General features: G+C 62.4%; 21 protein-coding genes, 1 tRNA gene and 1 pseudogene. 17 read left to right on the top strand and 6 right to left on the bottom strand.

The features are described from left to right. The 11 genes from fdnG to ACC569_RS03565 form a co-directional block, all read left to right on the top strand. A partial coding sequence (gene fdnG, locus ACC569_RS03615) for a formate dehydrogenase-N subunit alpha (protein WP_372522135.1) occupies window positions 1-2,347 on the top strand: 2,347 nt, incomplete at its 5' end. Between the two features lie 9 nt (window positions 2,348-2,356). Further along, window positions 2,357-3,220 carry a formate dehydrogenase subunit beta gene (gene fdxH / locus ACC569_RS03610; protein WP_372522134.1) on the top strand — a complete coding sequence of 288 codons (864 nt, stop codon included), beginning with the start codon at window positions 2,357-2,359 and terminating at the stop codon, window positions 3,218-3,220. Between the two features lie 61 nt (window positions 3,221-3,281). Beyond that, window positions 3,282-3,911, top strand: coding sequence for a formate dehydrogenase subunit gamma (locus tag ACC569_RS03605; protein WP_372522133.1), 630 nt, complete (start codon window positions 3,282-3,284; stop codon window positions 3,909-3,911). Then, window positions 3,908-4,825: a formate dehydrogenase accessory protein FdhE gene (gene fdhE / locus ACC569_RS03600; protein WP_372522132.1), complete on the top strand. Its 918-nt coding sequence runs from the start codon at window positions 3,908-3,910 to the stop codon at window positions 4,823-4,825. Before ACC569_RS03605 ends, fdhE begins: the two co-directional genes overlap by 4 nt. A 90-nt stretch (window positions 4,826-4,915) precedes the next feature. Further along, on the top strand, window positions 4,916-6,322 hold the full coding sequence (gene selA, locus ACC569_RS03595; protein WP_372522131.1) for an L-seryl-tRNA(Sec) selenium transferase: 1,407 nt from the start codon (window positions 4,916-4,918) through the stop codon (window positions 6,320-6,322). A gap of 64 nt (window positions 6,323-6,386) precedes the next feature. Further along, window positions 6,387-8,363: a selenocysteine-specific translation elongation factor gene (gene selB, locus ACC569_RS03590; RefSeq protein WP_372522130.1), complete on the top strand. Its 1,977-nt coding sequence runs from the start codon at window positions 6,387-6,389 to the stop codon at window positions 8,361-8,363. A gap of 139 nt (window positions 8,364-8,502) precedes the next feature. After that, window positions 8,503-8,599 (top strand) — tRNA-Sec (locus tag ACC569_RS03585). A 25-nt stretch (window positions 8,600-8,624) separates the two neighbouring features. Beyond that, the gene (selD, locus tag ACC569_RS03580) at window positions 8,625-9,722 is read left to right on the top strand and encodes a selenide, water dikinase SelD (RefSeq protein WP_372522129.1); all 1,098 of its coding nucleotides are present in this window, start codon (window positions 8,625-8,627) and stop codon (window positions 9,720-9,722) included. Window positions 9,723-9,771: 49 nt separating this feature from the next. Continuing rightward, window positions 9,772-10,296, top strand: a complete 525-nt coding sequence (gene sodC / locus ACC569_RS03575; RefSeq protein WP_372522128.1) for a superoxide dismutase [Cu-Zn] SodC — start codon at window positions 9,772-9,774, stop codon at window positions 10,294-10,296. Between the two features lie 91 nt (window positions 10,297-10,387). After that, window positions 10,388-10,525 (top strand): hypothetical protein, encoded by a 138-nt coding sequence (locus ACC569_RS03570; protein ID WP_372522127.1) that lies wholly within the window; start codon window positions 10,388-10,390, stop codon window positions 10,523-10,525. A 316-nt stretch (window positions 10,526-10,841) separates the two neighbouring features. Then, the gene (locus ACC569_RS03565; RefSeq protein ID WP_372522126.1) at window positions 10,842-12,470 is read left to right on the top strand and encodes an ABC-F family ATPase; all 1,629 of its coding nucleotides are present in this window, start codon (window positions 10,842-10,844) and stop codon (window positions 12,468-12,470) included. A 320-nt stretch (window positions 12,471-12,790) separates the two neighbouring features. On the opposite strand, the gene ACC569_RS03560 is transcribed toward ACC569_RS03565, so the two are convergent. The 4 genes from ACC569_RS03560 to ACC569_RS03545 all read right to left on the bottom strand — a co-directional run bounded on the left by ACC569_RS03560 (window position 12,791) and on the right by ACC569_RS03545 (window position 17,446). Then, window positions 12,791-13,369, bottom strand: a complete 579-nt coding sequence (locus tag ACC569_RS03560) for an NTP transferase domain-containing protein (protein WP_372522125.1) — start codon at window positions 13,367-13,369, stop codon at window positions 12,791-12,793. Window positions 13,370-13,577: 208 nt separating this feature from the next. Next, complete coding sequence (locus ACC569_RS03555; RefSeq protein WP_372522124.1) at window positions 13,578-14,567, bottom strand: XdhC family protein; 990 nt, start codon at window positions 14,565-14,567, stop codon at window positions 13,578-13,580. 256 nt (window positions 14,568-14,823) lie between these two features. Next, window positions 14,824-16,980: a molybdopterin cofactor-binding domain-containing protein gene (locus ACC569_RS03550; RefSeq protein ID WP_372522123.1), complete on the bottom strand. Its 2,157-nt coding sequence runs from the start codon at window positions 16,978-16,980 to the stop codon at window positions 14,824-14,826. Window position 16,981: 1 nt separating this feature from the next. Beyond that, window positions 16,982-17,446: a (2Fe-2S)-binding protein gene (locus tag ACC569_RS03545; RefSeq protein ID WP_372522122.1), complete on the bottom strand. Its 465-nt coding sequence runs from the start codon at window positions 17,444-17,446 to the stop codon at window positions 16,982-16,984. Between the two features lie 504 nt (window positions 17,447-17,950). On the opposite strand from ACC569_RS03545, the gene ACC569_RS03540 reads away from it, so the two are divergent. Then, window positions 17,951-18,904 (top strand): DUF4382 domain-containing protein, encoded by a 954-nt coding sequence (locus tag ACC569_RS03540; protein ID WP_372522121.1) that lies wholly within the window; start codon window positions 17,951-17,953, stop codon window positions 18,902-18,904. Window positions 18,905-19,613: 709 nt separating this feature from the next. Here the strand turns inward: ACC569_RS03540 and ACC569_RS03535 are convergent. Next, complete coding sequence (locus ACC569_RS03535; RefSeq protein WP_372522120.1) at window positions 19,614-19,847, bottom strand: ATP-binding protein; 234 nt, start codon at window positions 19,845-19,847, stop codon at window positions 19,614-19,616. Between the two features lie 420 nt (window positions 19,848-20,267). On the opposite strand from ACC569_RS03535, the gene ACC569_RS03530 reads away from it, so the two are divergent. Together ACC569_RS03530 and ACC569_RS03525 are read left to right on the top strand one after the other, a co-directional pair. Then, window positions 20,268-20,612, top strand: coding sequence for a BrnA antitoxin family protein (locus ACC569_RS03530; protein WP_372522119.1), 345 nt, complete (start codon window positions 20,268-20,270; stop codon window positions 20,610-20,612). A 277-nt stretch (window positions 20,613-20,889) separates the two neighbouring features. Further along, on the top strand, window positions 20,890-22,050 hold the full coding sequence (locus ACC569_RS03525; protein ID WP_372522118.1) for a Fic family protein: 1,161 nt from the start codon (window positions 20,890-20,892) through the stop codon (window positions 22,048-22,050). Window positions 22,051-22,656: 606 nt separating this feature from the next. On the opposite strand, the gene ACC569_RS03520 is transcribed toward ACC569_RS03525, so the two are convergent. Then, on the bottom strand, window positions 22,657-22,866 hold the full coding sequence (locus ACC569_RS03520) for a PDZ domain-containing protein (protein WP_372522117.1): 210 nt from the start codon (window positions 22,864-22,866) through the stop codon (window positions 22,657-22,659). A 118-nt stretch (window positions 22,867-22,984) separates the two neighbouring features. Here ACC569_RS03520 and ACC569_RS03515 point away from each other — a divergent pair, with 118 nt between their 5' ends. The 3 genes and pseudogenes from ACC569_RS03515 (at window position 22,985) to ACC569_RS03505 (ending at window position 23,955) form a co-directional block, all read left to right on the top strand. Next, on the top strand, window positions 22,985-23,296 hold the full coding sequence (locus ACC569_RS03515; protein WP_372522116.1) for a nucleotidyltransferase family protein: 312 nt from the start codon (window positions 22,985-22,987) through the stop codon (window positions 23,294-23,296). A gap of 21 nt (window positions 23,297-23,317) precedes the next feature. Beyond that, window positions 23,318-23,632 (top strand): nucleotidyltransferase family protein, encoded by a 315-nt coding sequence (locus ACC569_RS03510; protein WP_372522115.1) that lies wholly within the window; start codon window positions 23,318-23,320, stop codon window positions 23,630-23,632. After that, window positions 23,619-23,955, top strand: a pseudogene (locus ACC569_RS03505) (DUF86 domain-containing protein). Before ACC569_RS03510 ends, ACC569_RS03505 begins: the two are co-directional and overlap by 14 nt. The last annotated feature ends 1 nt before the right edge of the window (window position 23,956 follow it).

Genomic DNA, 23,956 nt, shown 5'->3' with positions numbered 1-23,956 from the left:
GTGGGTGACCGAGGCCAAGGCGCATAACAAGGCCAAGCTGATCGTCGTCGATCCGCGCTTCACGCGCTCGGCGGCGGTGGCCGACTATTACGCCCCGGTGCGCGCCGGCAGCGACATCGCGTTCCTGGCCGGCGTCATCAACTACCTGCTCACGCACGACAAGATCCAGCACGAGTACGTGAAGGCGTACACCGACGCCAGCCTCATCGTTCGCGCCGACTACACGTTCGAGAACGGTCTGTTCTCGGGTTACAACGCGGAAAAGCGCAGTTACGACAAGTCCACGTGGATGTACGAGCTGGGCGCGGACGGTTACGTCAAGACCGACCCGACGCTCACTAACCCGCGCTGCGTGTTCAATCTCATGAAGCAGCACTACGCGCGTTATACGCCCGAGGTCGTGAGCAACATCACCGGCACGCCCAAGGAGCAATTCCTCAAGATTTGCGAGATGATCGCCGAGACCTCGGTGCCGAACCGCACCATGACCATCATGTACGCGCTCGGCTGGACGCAGCACTCCACCGGCTCGCAGATGATCCGCACCGCGGCCATGGTGCAGTTGCTGCTAGGCAACATCGGCATGGCTGGCGGCGGCATGAACGCGTTGCGCGGGCATTCCAACATCCAGGGCCTCACGGACCTCGGGCTGTTGTCCAATCTGCTGCCCGGTTACATGACGCTGCCGGGCGAGAAGGAGACCGACTACAAGGCTTACATCGAGAAACGTGTGCAAAAGCCGTTGCGTCCGGGTCAGCTTTCGTACTGGCAGAACTATGCCAAGTTCCACGTGAGCTTTATGAAGGCCTGGTATGGCGACGCCGCGACTAAGGCCAACAACTGGGCGTTCGATTATTTGCCGAAGCTAGACAAGGTGCATGACATATTGCAGGTGTTTGAAGATATGCATCAGGGCAAGATGAACGGTTATATCTGCCAGGGTTTCAACCCGCTTGCCTCGTTCCCGTGCAAGGCTAAAGTCGATGGAGCATTGGCGAAGCTCAAGTATCTGGTGACGATCGATCCGCTCGCGACCGAGACCTCGACCTTCTGGCAGAACCACGGCGAATACAACAACGTCGATCCAGCCAAGATCCAGGCCGAGGTGTTCCGTTTGCCGTCCACCTGTTTCGCGGAGGACGACGGCTCGCTGGTGAGCAGTAGCCGCGTGCTGCAGTGGCACTGGAAGGGCGCCGAGCCGCCGGGCGAGGCTAAGTCGGATATCGATATCATGGCCGGCATCTTCATGAAGCTGCGCGAGCTCTACCGGAAGGAGGGCGGCGCGTTCCCGGACCCGATCCTGAATCTCACCTGGAGTCACAAGATCCCGTCCGCGCCTTCGCCCGAGGAGATCGCGCGCGAGTTCAGCGGAAAAGCGCTCGACGACCTCATGGACCCCAAGGACAAGAAGAAGGTGGTGCGCAAGGCCGGCGAGCAGCTCGACGGCTTCGGGCAACTCGCCGACGACGGCAAGACCTCTTGCGGCTGCTGGATCTTTTCCGGCGCGTGGTCGGAGAAGGGCAACCTCATGGCGCGGCGCGACAATTCCGACCCGAGCGGTTTGGGCAACACGCTCAACTGGGCGTACGCGTGGCCGGTCAACCGCCGCGTCCTCTACAACCGCGCCTCGTGCGATCCCTCGGGCAAGCCGTGGGACCCGAAACGCAAGCTCATCGGCTGGAACGCCAAAGACAAGAAGTGGGGTGGAGCCGACGTACCGGACATCAAGGTCGACTCCGCGCCCGAGGAAGGCATGAATCCGTTCATCATGAACTCGGAGGGCGTCGGACGCTTCTTCGTCGTGGACAAGATGGCGGACGGACCGTTCCCCGAGCACTACGAACCGTTCGAGTCACCGCTCGACGTCAACCCGCTGCACCCGAAGCATCCGAACGTGAAGAGCAGTCCGGCGGCGCGCGTGTTCAAGGGCGATCTCGAGCAGTTCGGCGATGCCAAGGAGTTCCCGTACGTGGCGACCACCTACCGGCTCACAGAGCATTTCCACTTCTGGACGAAGCACACGAAGCTCAGTGTGATCCTGCAACCCGAGCAGTTCGTCGAGATCGGCGAGGACCTCGCCCAGGAGAAGAAGATCGCGAACGGTGACCACGTGAAGGTGCGATCGAGCCGCGGGTTCATCAAGGCGGTGGCCGTGGTGACCAAGCGCATCCGGACGCTGCTGGTCGGAGGCAAGAAGGTGTACACCGTCGGCATACCGATCCACTGGGGTTTCCAGGGACTGGCGCGGAACGGCTACATCACCAACACGCTCACGCCATTCGTGGGCGACGCGAACACCCAGACGCCGGAATTCAAGGCGTTCCTGGTCGACATCGAGAAGGCGTAAGGAGGCGATATGGCACTGCAATCACTCGACATCGTACGCCGCTCCGCCACCACCACGCCGTCGCCGGGGGTGCGCGAGACGCAAAAGGTCGCGAAGCTCATCGACATCTCCAAGTGCATCGGCTGCAAGGCCTGCCAGGTTGCGTGCATGGAGTGGAACGACCTGCGCGACGAGGTCGGCACTAATCACGGCATCTACGACAACCCGATCGACCTCACCGACAAGTCGTGGACCGTGATGCGTTTCTCCGAAGTGGAAGTCGAGGCCGGCAAGCTCGAATGGCTGATCCGCAAGGACGGCTGCATGCACTGCGCCGACCCGGGCTGCCTCAAGGCCTGCCCCGCGCCGGGCGCGATCGTGCAGTACTCGAACGGCATCGTGGATTTCCACGAGGAGAACTGCATCGGCTGCGGCTATTGCATCACCGGCTGTCCGTTCAACATCCCGCGGCTCTCGAAGAAGGACAGCAAGGCGTACAAGTGCACGCTCTGCTCCGATCGGGTGGCTGTGGGACAGGAGCCGGCCTGCGTCAAAACCTGTCCCACCGGCGCGATCGTGTTCGGTTCCAAGGACGACATGATCGATCATGCCGAGGAGCGCATCGCGGATCTCAAGTCGCGCGGCTTCCAGAACGCCGGCCTGTACGATCCGCCGGGTGTCGGCGGCACGCACGTGATGTACGTGCTGCAGCACGCGGACATGCCGCAGATCTACCACGGTTTGCCCAAGGATCCGCATATCAGTCCGCTGGTCAGCCTGTGGAAGGGGCCGTTCAAGTCGCTGATGGCCCTGGGTCTCGGGATAGCGGGACTCGCGGCGTTCTTCCACTACTTCACGGTGGGGCCCAACGAGTCCGGCGAGGAGGACAATTGATCGTCATCTATGCAACCGCGCAGGGGAAGGCCCGCTGCGCGCCTGACGCGAGGAATCTATCATGAGCGATAAAAACTTCATCGAGCGTTATACGTTCCGCGAACGGCTGGCGCACTGGTTCGTCGCCTTCACGTTCATCCTGCTCGCCCTCAGCGGGCTTTCCGTGTTTCATCCGGTGTTCAACGTCCTGAATAACCTGTTCGGCGGTGGCACCTGGGCGCGCATCCTGCATCCATTCTTCGGCGTGGTGCTCGCGGTTGCCTTCGTGGACCTGGCGCGAAGGTTCTGGAACGCGAATCGCATCGCGCCCGCGGACCGTGAGTGGATGGGGCAGCTTAAAGAAATGCTTGCCAACCGTCCGGTGAAACTTGTCGAGACCGGCAAGTACAACATTGCGCAGAAATACTACTTCTGGATACTCACGGTCGCGATTGCCGTGCTGGCCGTCACCGGCTTCGTCGTGTGGCAGCCGTACTTTGCCCCGCTGTTTCCGTTGTGGCTGCTGCGAGTGGCGATTTTGCTGCACTCCGTCGCCGGGTTCGTGGCGGTAGTGGCGTTGATCGTGCATATTTACGCCGCCTACTGGGTGCGCGGCTCGATCCCGGCCATGACCCGTGGTACCGTGACGCAAACCTGGGCCAAGCATCATCACCCGGGGTGGTATCGCGAGGTGACCAAGGGCACGAAATGACCGCAACCGTTATTCAACCCGGAACCATCGAGGCGCCGGCGGGCGAAATACCTTTTCTGCTCCTGCCGGAGCGCAACGCCTTTCAGGCGCGCGCCGAGCGCCTGAGCGCCCTGGCCGAAGGCCACGCCCTCGCGGATTACCTCCGGTTCCTGGCGGCGCTGGCGCGCGCGCAGCATGAATCGATTTCGCTGTTCCGCCATGTCCCGCTGCCGGAGGCGCAGCAGCTCGAACGCTGCCGCGAACACGGGCTGCCACCGCTCGGGACCCGGGCCTGGGCCCGCGATCCCGTGTGGCGCGAGGCGTTGCGCCGTATTCTCGCGCAGCTCGAAGCCGGCGCACTGCCGGAGGCGGCGCGCGCGACGATCGCGCGGCTCAAGGACGCGGACGACGCGTCGCTCGAACGCCTGGCCGACGCGCTGCTCGCCGGCGATTATGCAAAACTCGATCGGGCGGCGATCCCGTTCATCGGCGCGGCGCTGCAGGCGTACTGGCTGCATCTGGTCACGACGCTCGGGGCCGGCGCCTTCGGCCGGCTCGACACCCCGCATCTCTGTCCGGCGTGCGGTTCCGCGCCCATGGCGAGTGTCGTGCGCATCGGCGCCGCGGACCACGGGCTGCGTTATCTGACCTGCTCGCTGTGCAACGCGCAATGGCACGCGGTGCGCATCAAGTGCGTCTTCTGCGATACCACCAAGGGCATCGCTTACTACGGCATCGAGGGCGGCAGCGCCGCGGTCAAGGCCGAGAGCTGCGATGCCTGCCAGGGTTATCTCAAGATCCTGTACATGGAAAAGGACCCGAACGTGGACGCGCTCGCGGATGACGTGGCGAGCGTCGCGCTCGATGTCCTGATGGCCGAATCCGGTATCACTCGCAATGGGGTGAATTTCTTCTTATTAGGAGGAAGTGAATAGCCCGGTAAACCGTTGTAGATTATTGTCAGTAGTCACGCATAGGCGGAACCGTCCTTGGTCCAAGCGCAGAATCCGCAAATAGCCGCTGTTTTGCCGGCGGTCGATCGTGTGCTCCAGATGCCTGCGGTGCAGGCATTGGGCGCGCAGTATGGCCACACCGCCGTGGTCCACGCCATCCGTTCCCTGCTCTCCGAAATGCGTCAGGCCATGCTCGACGGCGCCGCGTTGCGCGTCGAAGCGCTGCAAGCACCGTCGCTCGCACAACGCCTCCAGGCCCGCCTTGAGGCCGCCATGCAGCCCTCGCTGCGGCGCGTGTTCAACCTCACCGGAACGGTGCTGCACACCAATCTCGGACGCGCGCTGTTGCCGGCGGAGGCCGTCGACGCGGTGCAGGCGGTGATGGCGCAGCCGTGCAACCTCGAATACGACCTCGCGCCCGGCGAGCGCGGCGACCGCGACAGCCATGTCGAGGCGCTGCTCGCCGAACTCACCGGCGCCGAAGCCGCCACGGTGGTGAACAACAACGCCGCCGCGGTGCTGCTGGTGCTCGCCACGCTCGCGGCGCGCAAGGAAGTGATCGTCTCGCGCGGCGAGCTGATCGAAATCGGCGGATCGTTCCGTATTCCCGCGATCATGGCGCGCGCGGGCTGCCGCCTGCGCGAGGTCGGCACCACCAATCGCACGCATCTCGCCGATTTCGAGCAGGCCATCGGCGCGCGCAGCGCGATGCTCATGAAGGTTCACACCAGCAACTACGCGATCCAGGGTTTCACCGCGATGGTGCCGGAGAAGGAACTCGCGGCGCTCGCGCACGCCCGCGGGCTGCCGTTCGTGGTGGACCTGGGCAGCGGCACGCTGGTGGATCTGAGCCAATATGGATTGCCGAAGGAACCGACCCCGCAGGAGACGCTGGCACACGGCGCCGATCTCGTGACCTTCAGCGGCGACAAGCTCCTCGGCGGGCCGCAGGCCGGCATCATCGTCGGGCGCGCCGAGCTCGTGAAAAAAATCAAACGCAACCACCTCAAGCGCGCGTTGCGTGTGGACAAGATGACGCTGGCCGCGCTCGAAGCGGTGCTCAGGCTCTATCGCCAGCCGGAGAAACTCGCGCAGCGCCTGCCGACATTGCGGCTGCTCACGCGTCCGGCGGCCGACATCGAATCACTCTGCCGGCGTATCGAGCCCGCGATGACGCAGGCGATCAGCAACGTCGCGCACGTGAGCGTAGTGCCATGCCACAGCCAGATTGGCAGCGGCGCGCTGCCGGTGGAGTTACTCCCAAGCACGGCGCTCGCGCTCGCGCCGCTCAGGCGCGGACGCGGCGAGGGCACCGCCCTCAAGCGGCTGGCGGCCGCGTTCCGCGCGCTTCCCATCCCGGTGATCGGGACCATTTCCGACGGCGCGCTCAAGTTCGATTTGCGCTGCCTGGAGAATGAGCGCGAGTTCATCGAACAACTGGTGCAGCTGCGGCTCGATGGCGAAGGAGGGATGCCATGATGCTGCCCTCTCCCTTTGCCCTCTCCCGCGAAGCGGGAGAGGGGAAGTCGGCAGGTAAAACGTCATGCTGATTGGTACCGCGGGTCACATCGACCATGGCAAGACCGCGCTCGTCAAGGCGCTCACCGGCATGGACGCCGATCGCCTGAAGGAAGAAAAGGCGCGTGGCATCACCATCGACCTCGGTTACGCCTTCTACCCGCTGAGCCACGGCGCGGTGCTCGGCTTCATCGACGTGCCGGGGCACGAGCGCTTCGTGCACAACATGCTCGCCGGCGCGACCGGCATCGACTTCGTGCTGCTGGTGGTGGCGGCGGACGACGGCGTGATGCCGCAAACGCGCGAGCACCTGGAAATCATCGACCTGCTCGGCGTAAAGCACGGCGCGGTGGCGCTCACCAAGATCGACCGCGTGGAGTTGGCGCGCGCGGCCGCGGCGCGGGCGGAGATCGAGGCTCTGCTCCGTGGCACGGCGCTCGCCGGCAGCCCCGTGTTTGCGCTGTCGAGCGTCACCGGCGACGGCGTGCCGGCGTTGCGCGCGCATCTCGAGGCCGTGGCCGCGTCGCCGCCGGCGGGCGCGGCGGACGGCTGCTTCCGTCTCGCCGTGGACCGTTGCTTCACGCTTACCGGCAGCGGTACGGTGGTGACCGGGACGGTGTTTTCCGGAAGCGTGCGCGTGGGCGACCGCTTGCTGGTGTCGCCGTCCGGCCGGGAAGCGCGGGTGCGCAGCATTCACGCGCAAAACCGCGCGGCCGAGCGCGGCGAGGCGGGCCAACGCTGCGCGCTCAGCCTCGCCGGCGTTGAGAAGAAGGACATCGCGCGCGGCGACTGGGTATTGGAGCCGGCCGCGCATGCACCGACCGCGCGCTTCGACGCGTCTCTCAAGCTGCCGCCCTCCGCCACGCGCGCGCTCAAGCACTGGACCCCGGTGCACGTGCATCTCGGCGCCGCGGACGTGATGGGCCGCGTCTCGATGCTGCAAGGCACGGGCATCGAGCCGGGTGGCAGCGGCCTTGCGCAGATCGTGCTCGATCGGCCCGTCGGCGCGTTGCGCGGCGACCGCTTTATCTTGCGCGACCAGTCGGCGCAGCAGACGCTCGCGGGCGGGGTGGTGCTCGATCCGTTCGCGCCGGCGCGCAAAGTACGCACGCCCGCGCGTCTGGCGGTCCTCGCGGCACTGGAGCGTCCCACGACGTCCGAGGCCTTGCAGCAGCTGCTCAACGACGCGCCGGCGGGCGTGGATCTGTCATGGTTCGCGCGCAGTTTCAATTTGCGTGCCGAGGCCGCCGAGTCGCTGTATCGCGAGATCCCGATGGTGCTGGTCAACGTCGGCGGCGCCGGCCGCTTTGGTTTTGCGCCGTCGCGCTGGGAGACGATGCAGCAGGATGTGCTGGCGGCGCTCGCGGCCGAACACGAACGTGCACCGGAATTGCTCGGCCTCGAAGGCCGGCGCCTGCGCCGGCTGGCGACTCCGGATCTGCCGTGGGAGGTGTTCACCGCGTTGATCGATCAATTGCTCGCCGGGCAGCGCGTGGCGCGTCACGGCCCATGGCTGCATCTGCCGACGCATCGCATCACGCTCACCGGCGCGGAAGAAAAGCTTTGGCGCGCGGTGGCGCCGTTGCTTCGAGCCACGCCGTTTCAGCCGCCGTGGGTGCGCGACATCGCGCAGACGCTCACAGCGCCCGAGCCGCAGGTGCGCAGCCTGTTGCAGCGCGTGACCATGCTGGGCGACACCTACGAGGTCATGCGCGACCGCTTCTTCACGCGCGAGGCGATCGCCGAACTCGCGCGCATTGTCTCGGAGCTCGCGGCGGAAAACGGCGCGGTGACGGCGTCGGAGTTCCGCGACCATATCGGCACCGGTCGCAAGCTCGCGATCCGGATCCTCGAGTATTTCGACAAGACCGGATTCTCGCGCCGCGTCGGCGATACCCACTGCGTGCGCGATCCGACGCTGCTGGTCGGACGCAATCAGAGAACTCCGATCAAGTCCGTTCGTGCTGAGCCTGTCGAAGCACGAACAGATGGTGCTCTGTGATTACAGTGTTTGTCGTTCACCCCCTTCGACCAGCTCAGGACAGGCTTCGACAAGCTCAGGGCGAACGGAATGATTTAATCAGAGCTTTCTTACGAATATCGCCGACGCCGGCAGTAGCCGGCGTGAGGCACAGGTTTCTGGAAGAGACTCGCACCCCGGTGGGGCGACCTGACTTCAAATCCGGTAAGGGCCGTCAGCCGGTCCTTGGTGGGTTCGACTCCCACGCTCTTCCGCCAATTTAACCGGGCATGGAGGTGTGTTATGTCAGACGTTCGATTGACCAGTTTGTCGCACGGCGGCGGATGCGGCTGCAAGATCGCGCCCGCCGCGCTCACGGAGATCCTCGCCAAGGTCCCGCGCCCGTTTCTCGATCCCGCGCTGCTCGTGGGGATCGAGACCAGCGACGATGCCGCGGTGTATCGCCTGAACGACGAGCAGGCGGTCGTCGCCACCACCGATTTCTTCATGCCGATCGTGGACGACCCGTACGATTTCGGGCGCATCGCCGCGACCAACGCGCTGTCCGACGTTTACGCCATGGGCGCGCGTCCGATCCTCGCGCTCGCCATCGTCGGCATGCCGCTCAACAAGTTGCCGGTGAACGTGATTCAGGACATCCTCGCGGGCGGGGCCTCGGTGTGCGAGACCGCGGGCATTCCCATCGCCGGCGGCCACTCGATCGATTCGGTCGAGCCGATCTACGGCCTGGTGGCACTCGGCGTGATTCACCCGCAGCGCGTCAAGCGCAACAGCACTGCGCGCGCCGGTGACGCCATCGTGCTCGGCAAGGCGCTGGGCGTCGGGATTCTCAGCGCCGCGCTCAAGAAAGGCGCGCTGTCGGAGGAGGGATACCGGCAGATGCTGGTCTGCACCACGCAGCTCAACACCGTCGGCCCTCCGCTGGCGGAAATTCCCGGCGTGCACGCGATGACCGACGTCACCGGTTTCGGCCTGCTGGGACATTTGGCCGAGATCTGCCGCGGCTCGCGGCTCGGCGCGCGCGTTGCGTTCGAGTCGCTGCCGGTCCTCCCGGCGGCGCTGTCGCTCGTGCAGCAGGGTTACAACACCGGCGCCGCTCCGCGCAACTGGGCGAGTTACGGCCATGACGTGCATCTGCCGGACGATCTCGCGCCCTGGCAGCAGGCGCTCCTGTGCGACCCGCAGACGAGCGGCGGATTGCTGGTCACTTGTGCGCCGCAGGCGGTCACCGAAGTGCTGGCATTGTTTCGCGGCGCGGGATTCGCCAGCGCCGCGTTGATCGGAGAGTTGCAGTCCGGTGAGCCATCCATTACCGTTGAATACCGCCTGGATCTTCCGGAGCCGTCGCCTCCGAACCGGGTTGTCGAAGTCCCGGCGTGAATTCGCGCCGACACCATTACGCCTATATCAACCTCGAAGGAGTCTAGACATGAAATCTATCCATATTGTATTTCCGTTGATCCTGGGTCTGTGCGCCGCCCCCGCCGCGTACGCGGCGCAGACGATAGACATGCATCTGATCGACGCCGGCGGCGTCGGCAAATCGGTCGGGGAGATCCGCGCCGAGGACAGCCCCACGGGACTCGTGCTCGTCACCGACCTCAAGGGCCTGCCACCCGGCGCGCACGGTTTTCACGTGCACGAAAATCCGGACTGCGCCGCGAAGGAAAAGGACGGCAAGATGACCTCCGGTCTCGCCGCTGGCGGCCACTATGACCCGGACAAATCCGGCAAGCACGAAGGCCCGACGGGCCACGGGCACATGGGCGATCTGCCGGCGTTGACCGTGGGCGCCGACGGCAACGCCACGTTGCGCCTGGTCGCTCCGCGGCTGAAACTCGCCGATCTCAAGGGCCGCTCGCTCATGCTCCACGCCGGCGGCGACAATTACTCCGATCAGCCGCAGTCGCTCGGCGGCGGCGGGGCACGCATCGCCTGCGGGGTGGTGAAGTAGCCCGCTCCCGGAGATATCGTAATGTAGGTTGGGTTAGGGGCGCGGGTCGCCGGTCACCTGTGCGCCGCGGGCGGTCGCCGAGGTGCTGTCATTGTTTCGTGACGCGGGATTCGCCAGTGCCGCGGCGATCGGATGGCTGCAGGCCGGCGCGGCACGCATTACCGTTGATTACCGGCTGGATCTGCCGGCCGCGGCGGCCGCGGCACAGGCGGCTGAAGTCCCGGACTGACGCACTAAACCAAGCCCGCGAGCGGGAAACCTCGGGAAACGCTGCTCAGCGCTCATTCCAGGCGGAGCCGGCTCAATAACGCTCAAGGCCCGATAGTCGCATCCGGGTCGCGGTGCCGCTGCAAAATGTGAGACAATCCGCCGCCTGCGTTTGATGTTTGCCAGGCGCCTGGCCAGGGGTATCCGGCCACGCCGCGGGTCTGCCCAGCAATACATGCCATCGCGATAGATTTTTTGAAGGCTTTTTGGGAGCGCGGTGGCGTGTGCCATTCACGATTCAGAAAGCCCCGTGTTAACTTTTTTCCTGGAACAGTGCCTTGATCACCACCGCCAACATCACCATGCAGTTCGGGGCCAAGCCCCTGTTTGAAAATATCTCGTTCAAATTCGGCAACGGCAATCGCTACGGCCTGATCGGCGCCAACGGCTGCGGCAAGTCAACGCTGATGAAGATACTCGGCGGCGACTTGGAGCCGAGCTCGGGCAACGTCTCGGTCGACGCCAACGAACGCCTCGGCAAGCTGCGCCAGGACCAGTTCGCCTTCGAGAATTACACGGTGCTCGACACCGTGATCATGGGCCACGCCGAATTGTGGCGCGTGAAGCAGGAGCGCGACCGCATCTACGGCCTCGCGGAAATGAGCGAGGCAGACGGCATGCAGGTGGCCGATCTCGAACACAAGTTCGCCGAGCTCGACGGCTACACCGCCGAGGCGCGCGCCGGCGAATTGCTGCTCGGCGTCGGCATCCCGCTGGAACAGCATACCGGCCCGATGAGCGCGGTGGCGCCGGGCTGGAAGCTGCGCGTGCTGCTGGCGCAGGCCCTGTTCGCCGACCCGGACATCCTGCTGCTGGACGAACCCACCAACCATCTCGACATCAACACCATCCGCTGGCTGGAAGACGTGCTCAACGCGCGCAACAGCACGATGATCATCATCTCCCACGACCGGCATTTTTTGAACGGCGTGTGCACGCACATGGCGGATCTCGACTACGGCGAGCTGCGCGTCTATCCCGGCAACTACGACGAATACATGACCGCCGCCACCCTGGTGCGCAATCAGTTGCTGTCCGACAACGCCAAGAAGAAGGCGCAGATCGCGGAGCTTCAGACCTTCGTCAGCCGCTTCTCCGCCAACGCCTCCAAGGCCAAGCAAGCCACCTCGCGCGCGCGGCAGATCGAAAAGATCGAGCTGGCCGAGGTCAAGCCGTCGAGCCGGCAGAATCCTTTTTTACGTTTCGATCAGGCCAAGCGGCTTTATCGTCAGGCGCTGGAAGCGAAGAAGATGAGCCAGGGTTATGGCGCGACGCCGCTGTTCAAAGGGCTCAATCTCTCGGTCGAGGTCGGCGAGCGCGTGGCCGTGATCGGCCCCAACGGCGTCGGCAAGACCACGCTGTTGCGTACCCTGATCGGCGAACTCGCGCCCGCGAGCGGCGCGATCAAATGGTCGGAGAACGCCAACGTCGGTTACTACGCGCAAGACCACGCCGCCGACTTCGCCACCGAGATGTCCTTGCTCGACTGGATGAACCAGTGGAAAAAACCCAGCGACGACGAGCAGGCGATTCGCGCCGTCTTGGGCCGGCTGTTGTTTTCCCAGGATGAGATCAAAAAATCGACGAAGGCGCTTTCCGGCGGCGAGCAGGGACGCATGCTGTTCGGCAAGCTGATGTTGCAACAGCCCAACGTGCTGATCATGGACGAGCCCACCAACCACCTGGACATGGAATCCATCGAGTCGCTCAACACCGCGCTGGAAAAATATCCGGGCACGCTGATTTTCGTCAGCCACGACCGTGAATTCGTCTCGTCCCTGGCCACGCGCATCATCGAGATGACGCCGCGGGGCGTCGAGAATTACGGTGGCACTTACGAGGACTACCTGCGCAGCCAGGAAGAGCAGGCGGCGCAAGCGCCGGGCCGGATGCAGAAGGTTCGGTAATTCTCGACTCCACGTTTATGGAATCCCCGCTGATGCGGGGATGACATTTAAAACCTGGACCCCCGCCTTCGCGGGGGTGACAAGCTAAATGATGTGTATCATCCTGGATGCCCGCCAAGCCGCGAATAAAAACTAAGCCGTCATTCCCGCGAAGGCGGGGTGAGGTGGTGTTGTCGTGAATGTCCAGTGGACATTCACGCCGCCGAACGGGTGCAACGGGTTCTGTTGCACCCCGGGCAGCAACAGGGTTTACATGTAGATTCTCACCTTAAGTCTTGAACATCATCCCCACACAGCGGGGATTCATTATCAGAAGTTCCTCAGCACCCTTCGACGGTAAGATCAGCGGCATGATCGATGTCGACCAGCACGCCCGGATCGTCCACTTCGATCAGGCGCAATTCATTAGAGTGTTGCGCAAGGATGTCGCGTCCGCCGCGGTCACCTTCCAGCGCGGCAAGATCCGCCTGAAAGCGGCGCGCAAAACCGATGGGATGGCCGCGCTGCCCGTGGTAGACGGGTGTGGCGAGCGCTGCGCCGGCGGCGAGTGCTTCGGCCACGGCCAGTATGGTCGCGGGCCGGATCGCGGGCATGTCGGCCAATGCGATGACCCAGCCGTCGGCCTCGGCGGCGGCGACACCGCGGGCAAGGCTCGTGCCCATGCCGCCATCGGCATTCGGGTTGACGACGATACGCAGACCCTCGGCCGCGAGCAACGACGCGAGGATTTCATCGCCGGGACGCAGCACGGCGATGGAATTGGGCAGGGCGTCGATGAGATGCTGCGCCGCCGCGACCGCGATGGCCGTGCCGTCGCGCCAGGGCGCGAGCAGTTTATGTCCGCCGAAACGTTCGCCGCGACCGGCCGCCAGCAGCACACCGACGATATTGGAAGTCATTTTAGAAATCCTTCTCCCCGGAGGGTAGAGAGGGTAGGGTGAGGGGCGAACGCCGCATCATTGTCCCGTCATCACCCTCACCCCCGCTCTTCCCACCTGGGCACAGAAGAATCATCTGCGCCCGTTCGTCGGGAGAAAGGTCCACCGGACCTTTCTCTGTTTCCGTCTCACCTCCCTCAAGGGAGAGGGGGTTTTATTGAGATAGCCTTTAGCCACCGACCTTGTGCCGCGCCGGCGCGATCTGAGACTGGGCCGCGAGCGCGATCCCGTGGCGCGCGGCGGTGACACCCGCCAGCACCGCGACCGCGATCTCCGCCGGGGTCTTGCTGCCGATCGGCAGACCGACCGGCCCGTGCAGGCGCGCGAGGTTTTCGCGTGGCACGCCGAGCGAAGCGAGTCGCACGCGGCGCTTGTCGTTGTTGGCGTGCGAGCCCAGCGCGCCGACATAAAATGCCGGGCTGGCGAGCGCTTCCAGCAGCGCCATGTCGTCGAGTTTGGGATCGTGCGTCAGCGCCAGCACCGCGCAACACTCGTCAGCGAGTATCCGCACCGCATCATCCGGCATGCCTTCATCGATGCTGGCACCGTCCACCTGCCACAGGCTGGCCAGCTCTTCGCGCGGCTCGCAGACGATGACTTCATAGTCGAGCGCCAGGCCCATCTGTGCCACGAAGCGCGACAATTGCCCGGCGCCGATCAGCAGCAACCGCCAGCTCGGACCGAACATCTTGCGCAGGTCGCGGCCATCGTAAAAGAATTCCTCGCGCGCCGTGGCTGGATGCAGGCTCGCTTCGCCGGTGTCGAGACACAGATGCCGGACCACGAGCTGGCGCGTGTCGATTTTATTCAGAATGTTCTTCAGTGACGCCGCGCTTTCCAGCCGTTCGAGCACCAGATCCAGCTTGCCGCCACAGGGCAGACCGAAGCGCTGCGCCTCCTCCTGCGTCACCCCATACGTGACCACGGCGGGGAATTTTTCCGGCAGCCGGCCGCTGCGCAACCGCGCCACCAGATCTTCTTCCATGCAGCCGCCCGAGACCGAGCCGACAAAGCGGCCGTCGGCGCGCAGCGCCGCAAGCGATCCCGGCGGGCGCGGTGACGAGCCGAAGGTTTTGGCGACGGTGGCGAGATAAACCGTCTCGCCCGCCGTCAGCCAGTCGACGGCGGTGCGCAGGACTTCGCGGTCAGCTGTTTCCATGTGCAGTGAACCTCCGATTCCGATTAAGTTCTTCCATTCACCCGGTTCGACCGCGCTCACCGCAGGCTTCGACAGGCTCAGGGCGAACGGTTTGCCAAAAGCCGGTCGTGGTGTGCCATTCGATTCTGTTCAATCCGTTCGTACTTCGACAAGCTCAGACAGAACGGTGCGTCGAAGGGCTCAGCACGAACGGGTCGAAACCTGTGGTGAGCCAGTCGAACTAGGCTCACCACGAACGAACTAAATCTGACCGTCCCTAGATCCGGATCGGCAGCCGCCGCACCGGCTTGCCGGTGGCGGCGAACACGGCATTGGCCACGGCCGGGGCGATCGGCGGCACGCCCGGCTCGCCGACACCGGTCGGCTTGGCGCTGCTGGGCACGATATGCACCTCGATCTTCGGGGTCTCGTTGATGCGCAGGATCTGATAGTCGTGGAAGTTCGACTGCACCACCTGGCCGTCCTTGAGCGCGATCTCGCCGTGCAGCGCCGCCGACAATCCGAAAATAATGCCCGACTCCATCTGCGCGCGCACCATGTCCGGGTTGACAGCCACGCCGCAGTCCACGGCGCACACCACGCGCTCGACCTTCGGCTTGCCGTCGGCGATGCTGATCTCCGCCACCTCGGCGACATATGTATTGAATGACTCGTGCACCGCGATACCGCGCCAGCGGCCTTTCGGCAGCGGCTTGCCCCAGCCGGCCTTCTGCGCCGCGAGTTCGAGTACGCCGCGATGGCGCGGATGGTTCTTGAGCAGTGCGCGCCGAAACGCCACCGGGTCTTGCTTGGCCGCGACGGCAAGCTCGTTGATCATGACTTCGGTCGAGAACGCCGTGTGCGTGCTGCCCACGCTGCGCCACCACAGCACCGGCACGCCGACCTGGGTGGTGTGCAGGTCCACCAACATATTAGGTATCGCGTAGGGCAGAGTGGAGGCTCCCTCGACCGAAGTGATGTCGATACCGTCCTTCACCATTCCTGCAAACACCGTACCCGTGAGAATGGACTGCCCGACGATACGGTGCTGCCAGGCCAGCGGCCGGCCGCGCTTGTCGAGACCGGCGACGATCGTGTGCACATACATCGGCCGGTAGTAACCGCCGTGGATGTCGTCCTCGCGCGTCCACATCAACCGGATCGGCGCATCCAAAGCGCGCGTGGCCTTGGCAACCGCGACACCCTCGGCGATATAGTCGGCCGTCGGGTTCGCGTGCCGGCCGAAGCTGCCGCCGGCGAGCAGCGTGTGGATCGTGACCTGCTCGGGTTTGAGCCCCGCAACCTGGGCGGCGGTGGCCTGGTCGAAGGTCTGTAACTGCGAACCGGCCCAGATCTCGCAGGAGTCGTCGCGCAACCGCACCACGCAGGCCAGCGGTTCCATCGGCGCGTGCGCGAGGTAGGGAAACTCGAACGTGGCTTCGAGTTTTTTCGCCGCGCCCGCGAGCTTCTCCATCGCGTCGCCATCGCGGCGCGCGACGGCACCGGGTTTTTTGGCCAGTTCCAGATACTGCGCCAGCAGTTCGTCGCTCGAACGTTTCTCGGCCGCGCTGTCGTCCCACTCCACGCGCAGCGCATCGCGCGCCAGTTTGGCCGACCAGAAATCGGCGGCGACCACCGCCACGCCCTGCGGGATCGCGACCACGGCGTTCACTCCCGGCATCGCCTTCACCGCCTCGGCATTGAAGCTCTTGGCCTTCGCGCCGAACAGCGGCGGGCGCGCCACCAGCGCGGTGAGCATGCCGGGCAGGCGGATGTCGCTGGCGTAGATCGCCTTGCCGCTGGATTTATCCACGCTGTCGATGCGTGGCACGTGCTTGCCGATGAGTTTCCACTGCTTGGGAGTCTTGAGCGGCACGTCCGCGGGCGGCGTCAATGTCGCGGCCAGCGAGGCGAGCTCGCCATAGCTCGCGCGGCGCTTGCCTTGGGTATCGATGACGAAGCCGTTTTCGGCGCGCAGCGTGCGCGCGTTCACCTTCCAGGTTTGCGCCGCGGCGGCAATCAGCATCGCGCGCGCGGTCGCGCCGGCGCGGCGCATCTGCTCCCAGGAATTGTCGATACTGGTGCTGCCGCCGGTGCCCTGTGCCTTGCCACCCCACCTGAGGTTGGCGTAGCGCGTGACATCCGCCGGCGCGGATTCCACGCGGATCTGGCTCCAGTCCGCATCCAGCTCATCCGCCACGATGGTCGGCAAGCCGGTATAAACGCCTTGCCCCATTTCCAGATGTTTGACGATCACTGTCACGGTATTGTCCGGCGCGATGCGCAGGAAGGCGTTCGGCGTGAATTCCACGGCCGCCTGGTTGGTGCCGGCCTCCAGCCGGCCGGGCAGATACAAACCGATCAGCAGCCCGCCACCGGCCGCGGCCGAGACCTTGAGAAATTCGCGACGATTGAGGTTCACGGATATGTTCATGTCACGCCTCCTTCGCCATCAGCACTGCGGCTTTCTTGATCGCGCGGCGGATGCGCACGTAGGTGCCGCAGCGGCACAGCACGCCGCTCATGGCTTCGTCGATATCCTGATCGGTGGGTTTGGGTTTGTTGCCGAGCAGCGCCACCGCCGAGAGAATCTGGCCCGACTGGCAATAGCCGCACTGCGGGACGTCTTCGGCAATCCATGCCTGCTGCACCGGGTGCGCGTGTTGCGGTGACAGGCCTTCGATGGTGGTGATGGGCTTGCCGCTCACCGTCGAGGCGGAGGTGATACAACTGCGCACCGGTTGTCCGTCGACGAGCACGGTGCACGCGCCGCAGGCGGCGATGCCGCAGCCGTACTTCGTGCCCGTGAGACCGAGATGGTCGCGCAACACCCACAGCAGCGGCGTGTCGGCGGCCACGTCCACCTCCTGCTGTTTTCCGTTGATAAGCAGGTTGACCATGGCGTGCCTCCTTTCCGTGGCGGTGATCCTAGCGGGATATATGGTAGAGCGGCCGCGTGGCACGGACAATGGGGTGGCGGAAAACCAATGGAATCCCCGCTAATGCGGGGATGATATTCAAAATCTGGATTCCCGCTTTCGCGGGAATGACAACCTTCCTATCTGTCACCCCCGCGAAGGCGGGGGTCCAGGCTTTACATGTCATCCCCGCATTAACGGGGATTCAATGTCTGACTTCCAGCGTAGCGTTTCCGTTTATGTTAGGTACCGTACAGAATGCATGCGCATGGATGTATATCATGCGTGAATGAGAGTTGACGAGTTGTGCCGTTACTGGCATGAACAGGAACGTCGTTGATCCTGCCTCCCTGGTTATTTGCCGCGCGTCAAGGAAGATAGACCGTTAGGTGCATTTACTATTGTTAAGCAGCCCGGAAGCGCGGCAGTATTGGCATGCCAAAGGGCAATAAACATTGATTCAATGCGGTTATGAGGAGCAGAGATATGAATACCCCCTCCATCCTGAAACGATGCGGTTCCATTCTGGTATTCGGTACCATGCTGGCCATTGCCGGCTGTGGCGGCTCGGGCGGCGGCAGTGGTGGTGCCTCCACCGGCACGCTCTCGTTGCAGATCACCGATGGGCCGGTCGATACCGCTGAGCATGTGTATGTCCAATTCAGCGGACTCGAAATCCAGTCCGCCGACGGCAAGCGCACCACACTGTATTATTGCCAGGACCCGGCGGATGCCACCAAAACCGTCCTGAAGGATACCGCGTGCACCACGCCGCCAGCGCCGAAACAGCTCGATCTGCTGGCGCTTTCCGGAGGCCAGGCGGATTTACTGCTGGATGACTTCACGCTCCCCTCCGGCCACTACAGCTGGGTACGGCTGATGGTCGATACCGACGGCGCGCATGATTCCTACATTGTCTTGTTGGGCGGCGCAGAACACGAACTTACCATTCCCAGCGGTGATCAGACAGGGCTCAAGCTCAACCGCGGCTTCGACGTGCCCGACGGTGGCAGTGCCGACTTCACCATCGACTTCGATCTGCGCAAGTCGGTGCATGTCACCGGCACCGGCGAGTACATGCTGCGCCCGACGCTGCGCATGGTGGACAACGTCATGGTCGGTTCCATCTCCGGCACGGTCAGTGCGTCACTTGTCCCCGGCGGTTGTACCCCGGCCGTGTATGTCTTCGCAGGCAGCGGCGTCGCGCCCGATGACATCGACGGCATCGCGCCCGACCCCGTGACCACCGCAAGCGTGAAGCTCGACAGCAACGACGGTCTGTACAAATACAAAGCCGCCTTCCTCGAGGCCGGCAGCTACACCATCGCCTACACCTGTGACGCCGCGGCTGACGATCCGATCGTCGATGATGCGCTGACCTTCAGTGGCACCACGACGGTAACGGTGACGGCCAACACCAGCACGGTGCACAACTTCTAGCGATCAAAAACCAAGCCTCAAGCCACCAGGGCGTCCACCGGACGCCCTGGTTTTTTGCGCTGCCTGTGTCCTTCACCCCAACCTGCGGGCTTATAAAGCTTGTCACCCCCGCGAAGGCGGGGGTCCAGGTTTTACATCTCATCTCCGCGTTAGCGGGGATTCAATATCTGACTTCCAGCGCAAAGTGATATCCGACCAAATCAATAAATTACTATTCCGCTCCGTTGAATTTCTGGCACGTGGGTATAGCCTTAGTGTGTCCTCGATACCGGAGGACGGTGGAGCGTCAATCAAAAGAAGTACCTCTCACGTTCGTGAGGCGCGCCATCTCTGATAGTGGGTGGGCTGAGGAGTGAAGCCAGTAGAAGTTAGTCCTCCTGCCGTAAGATGTTTTATCGATGAAATGTAAAGGCTTCGTTGTCTCTCAGCCCAGCCCACGCTTTGTTCTCCCGGCGTTGCAATTCCACGTAAGCAAAGGAATCCCCGCTGATGCGGGGATAATTATGTAAAGCCTGGATGCCCGCCTCCGCGGGCATGACAACCTTTAACGTTATAGCTTTTTGGTTTCTCATCGAAGCCTGCCCTCGACTAGAGTAGTCAGGAGCAGGCATGACGGCAAAAAAATGATTTGTCACCCCCGCGAAGGCGGGGGTCCAGGTTTTTGAATATCATACCCGCGTCAGCGGGGATTCCATGTGCGGCTGTCTGACTATAGACCGACCAACTCGGCGTGAATCCCCTGCTTGTTGACCCTGGCCAGTATGTCCGTGGCCGAGGTGCAATCCGGGTTGTAGGCCACCAGCATCATGTGCTCCTTGCCGGCGGGCACGCTCGCACTGATCACGCACTCGTCCTCGCGCACCGTGTACTCGAGCTTCATCAGCGCGTCCCGGGGCAGGGCTTCATCGATATGGATCATGACATCAGCGATGGGAATATCCATGGTTATCACCTCCTGTGGTCCAGCAATGCGATTAAAATAAATCTTCCGGCGCGCGCGAACAAATAGAATGTTTTTATTTCCCGCCCTCAATTACCACATTATTCGAGGGTGAGTTTCGGTGGGAGCCCAAAAGCTCGGTAGATTGGGGTGAGCACCGCGAACCCCAACACAGTATGGCCACGTGTATCGCACGTTGGGGTTCATTTCATTCACCCCAACCTACGGGCTATTCAGATCGAAGACGGCGAATAGCCGCGCCTTTATCGCCCCGGCCCTTACATTGAGGGCTAACCGCCGCACGCACGACGATATAATCCGACACAGCAAATGGATAAGACGATCTTTAGGAAAGAAAGATGGTAGTGATTGTCTACACGCCGCGCACCGGAAGCCGTCGCATCATTTCAATGAGGTATGCCAATGAAAGGGAAAGGCGTTACTACGCGCAGTTCTTCGCTTGATCCACGTGATGATGCCCCAGATCTGACGACCATCGCTCTTTCGAAGGGCTGGTTCGAACGCGGCGGAAAGCGAATCAGCAAAAAGGCGGGTCGCGCTGCCTTCCGCCGCCTGCTTGGCAAAAAGCAAGTCAACATGATGCTCGATGTGGCCGTGATCGAGTATTTCAAGGCCAAGGCCGGTGGCCGTGGTTATCAGACGTTGATTAACGAAGCGCTGCGACAGGCCATGGGGCGCGAAGCTCTGGAGAAAGTTCTGCGCCGTATTGTTCGCGAGGAAATCCGTTCACGCCGCAAAGCCGCGTGAGGCATAACTACTAAAAAATCCTCGATGACCTGAGCTCGGTAGGTTGGGGTGAGCATCGCGAACCCCAACACAACATGGCCGGTGTATCACAGTCGTTGGGGTACATTTCATTCGCCCCAACCTACGGGCTCCTCCCTGGATTGGCCGCAAAACGGGTAAACCACAATGGAAAGCTGTGAAAGGCTTGCATAAAAGGCTTGACCATTTATTATCGAAATACCACAATTATGAAAATAACATGTCAGGCTATTTTCAGACCCGAAAATAAGGAACGGATGTGGCAAATTCAATAAAGAGACCCGGCAGGGAAATCCGCGCCGCCGGTGGCCACCAGGCGTATGTACCGGACCCGTTGCCGCCGGCACTGGTCTGGTCACCGGAACTGGTGCGAGCGCTTTCGGATGCTGATCGCCTGATCGGGCGACTCGCGGGCGAGGGAGGGAGGCTACCAAACCCGCACCTGCTTTTGCGCCCGTTCATACGGCGCGAGGCGGTATTGTCGAGCCGCATCGAGGGCACACAGGCCACGCTCGGAGAGTTGCTCGCGGCCGAAGCCGGCGCCAAGGTCGAACGCAGCCCGGCGGATCTGCGCGAGGTGGGCAACTACGTCGCGGCGTTGGAACATGGCATTCGCCGTCTGAAAAAGCTGCCCTTGTCGCTGCGGCTGGTGCGCGAACTACACAAGAAACTCATGACCGGTGTGCGTGGCGAACACGCGACACCGGGGGAGTTTCGCCGCTCGCAGAACTGGATCGGCGCGCCCGGCAGTACACTCGCCAACGCAACCTATGTTCCGCCGCCCCCGGAGGAGCTCATGCGCTGCCTCGGCGAGTGGGAAATTTTTCTCCACGATCGCGCCTTACCGCCGCTCGTGCAGGTGGCGCTTGTGCACTATCAGTTTGAGGCGATCCACCCCTTTCTGGACGGCAATGGCCGTGTCGGGCGTCTGCTCATCACCCTGTTTCTCGTCGAGCGTGACATTCTGCCAACGCCACTCCTTTACCTCAGCGCCTTTTTTGAAGCGACCCGACGCGACTACTATGACGGGCTACTCGGAGTCAGCCGGCGCGGCGCGTGGCAGGATTGGCTCGCCTATTTTCTCAACGGCGTGGCGCGGCAAGCGGAAGACGCGCTTTCGCGCGCCGAGCGCATCAACAAGCTGATCGCCAAATGGCGCGTGCAAGTGGCAGGGGCCTCTTCGAGACTGCCGCTCCTGCTGCTCGATCGCGTGGCGGCGAACCCATTTCTGACCGTGAAGCGGGTCGCCGAGGAGTTCGACACCGCGTTCACCACCGCGCAGCGCGCCGTGGCACGGCTCGAAGCACTTTCCATCGTGAAGCAAATAAGCCAGGCAAAGCGTGACAAGGTATATTGCGCCAAGGCGATTCTCGATATTCTGGAAGAACCGGCTCGCCTCGGCGGTGCCGAGACATCGTAGCTCGGTAGGTTGGGGCGAGCATCGCGAACCACAACACAGCATGGCCCCGTAACCCCAATGTTGGGGTTTATTTCATTCACCCCAACCTACGGGCTTCCAGCGTATAGCGATACCCGACCAAATCAGTAAATTACTATTTCGCTGCGTTGTAATTTTGGCACATGGGAGTAACCTAATTCTGTCCTCGATACCGGAGGACGGTGGAGCGTAACTCTAAGAAATACCTCTCACCTGTGAGAGGCGCGCCATCCCAAGTGGGTGGGCTGAGGAGCGAAGCCAGTAGACGTTAAACCAGTAGAAGTAAGCTGATGAGCTACGTAAGTAGTGTAACAAAAGCTTCGTTGTCACTCAGCCCAGCCCACGCTTAGTTTTTCCGTAATTCTCCCGGCAGTGCATTTCCAAGTGAGTGAGAGAATGCATCCCCGCTGCGCGGGGATGTCATGTAATCCCTGGATTCCCGCTTTCGCGGGAATGACAACCTTCCTTTTATCTGTCATCTTCGCGAAAGCTGGGCGTCCAGCAACCGTAGCATTAAAATAATTGTCACCCCCGCGAAGGCGGGGGTCCAGGTTTTGAATATCATCCCCGCTTTAGCGGGGATTCGATCTAAGTCTTAATCTCCTCCGGCACCACCTCCAACACCATCCTCCGCATCCTGCGCAGCAGCTCGAGCCGCACCGGTTCCCCGAACGGCGATTCGGAAAGCCCCCGGTGCAGGTCATCGACGTACTGCACCGCCTGTCCGTTCAACGCTAGGATGAAATCCCCGGTGCGCACGCCGGCGCGGTAGGCCGGGCCGTTGGGCTCGGCCGACATCACCACCCTTACATGTAATTTATACTTAGGGAGTACGATAAAGACCGTCGAAGCATCCGGGAGCGGCTCTTTATCCCATGCAATACATCAATTTCTGGGTTATTCTTTACAAATCGCCATGAACACGCTCATTGAAGCCCATCGCTCTGAATTGGAGCAGCTCTGCCAGCGCTATCACGTCCAGCGCCTGGAACTGTTCGGTTCGGCCGCGACTGGAGAGTTCAAGCCTGAGACGAGTGATATCGATTTTCTTGTCGAGTTTGTTCCTGACCACGAGATGGGGCCATGGCTCGCGGAATATTTTGACCTTAAGGATGCGCTTGAGCGCCTCTTTGGACACAAAGTCGATCTCGTGATGATTGGCGGCTTGCGGAACCCATACTTTATTGAGCAGATTAATCAGAGTCGAAAGCTGCTCTATGTGGCTTAAATAAGCAAAAGATTGCGCATTATGAATGCTAAGGTTGCCATAGACCGGGATAGCATCGCTAACTTCTGTCGGCGGTGGAAAATTACCGAGCTTTCCCTGTTCGGCTCTGTTCTGCGTGCCGATTTCCGGCCAGATAGCGATATTGATGTGCTCGTCAGTTATGCGGCCGATGCTGAGTGGAGTCTGCTCGACCATGCCGCCATGCAGGAAGAGCTTTCAGCGCTGCTCAATCGTAAAGTCGATCTCGTCAGCCGCCGGGCCATTGAGCGCAGCGGCAACTGGATTCGGCGTGAGAATATACTCTCTACGGCAGAGTCGGTTTATGTCGCGCGATAATGCCGTCGTTCTCGATATACTCAAGTCTGTAAAGCTGGCCAAGGAGTTTGTAGGGGGCATGGATAAAGCCTCGTTCTTTCGGGATATCAAAACGCAGTCCGCCGTGTTGCATCAGTTGCTTCTTGCCGGTGAAGCAGTAAAACGATTGTCCGAAGGGCATTCGAAATGCTCACCCTGATATTCCCTGGAAAAGTGTGGCCGGCATGCGCGATGTGCTCATTCATAAATATGACGATGTGGACATCGAAGAGGTTTGGAAAACCGTTCGAAACGAAGTCCCGAAATTAATTTCACAACTCGAACCTTTGGTGCCTAGTAAATAAC

Origin of the sequence: Sulfuricaulis sp., assembly GCF_041499725.1 — a bacterium.
Classification (GTDB): Bacteria; Pseudomonadota; Gammaproteobacteria; order Acidiferrobacterales; family Sulfurifustaceae; genus Sulfuricaulis.
Note: the sequence above shows the minus strand (reverse complement) of the source record. Positions and strands in the feature narration are given on the sequence as shown.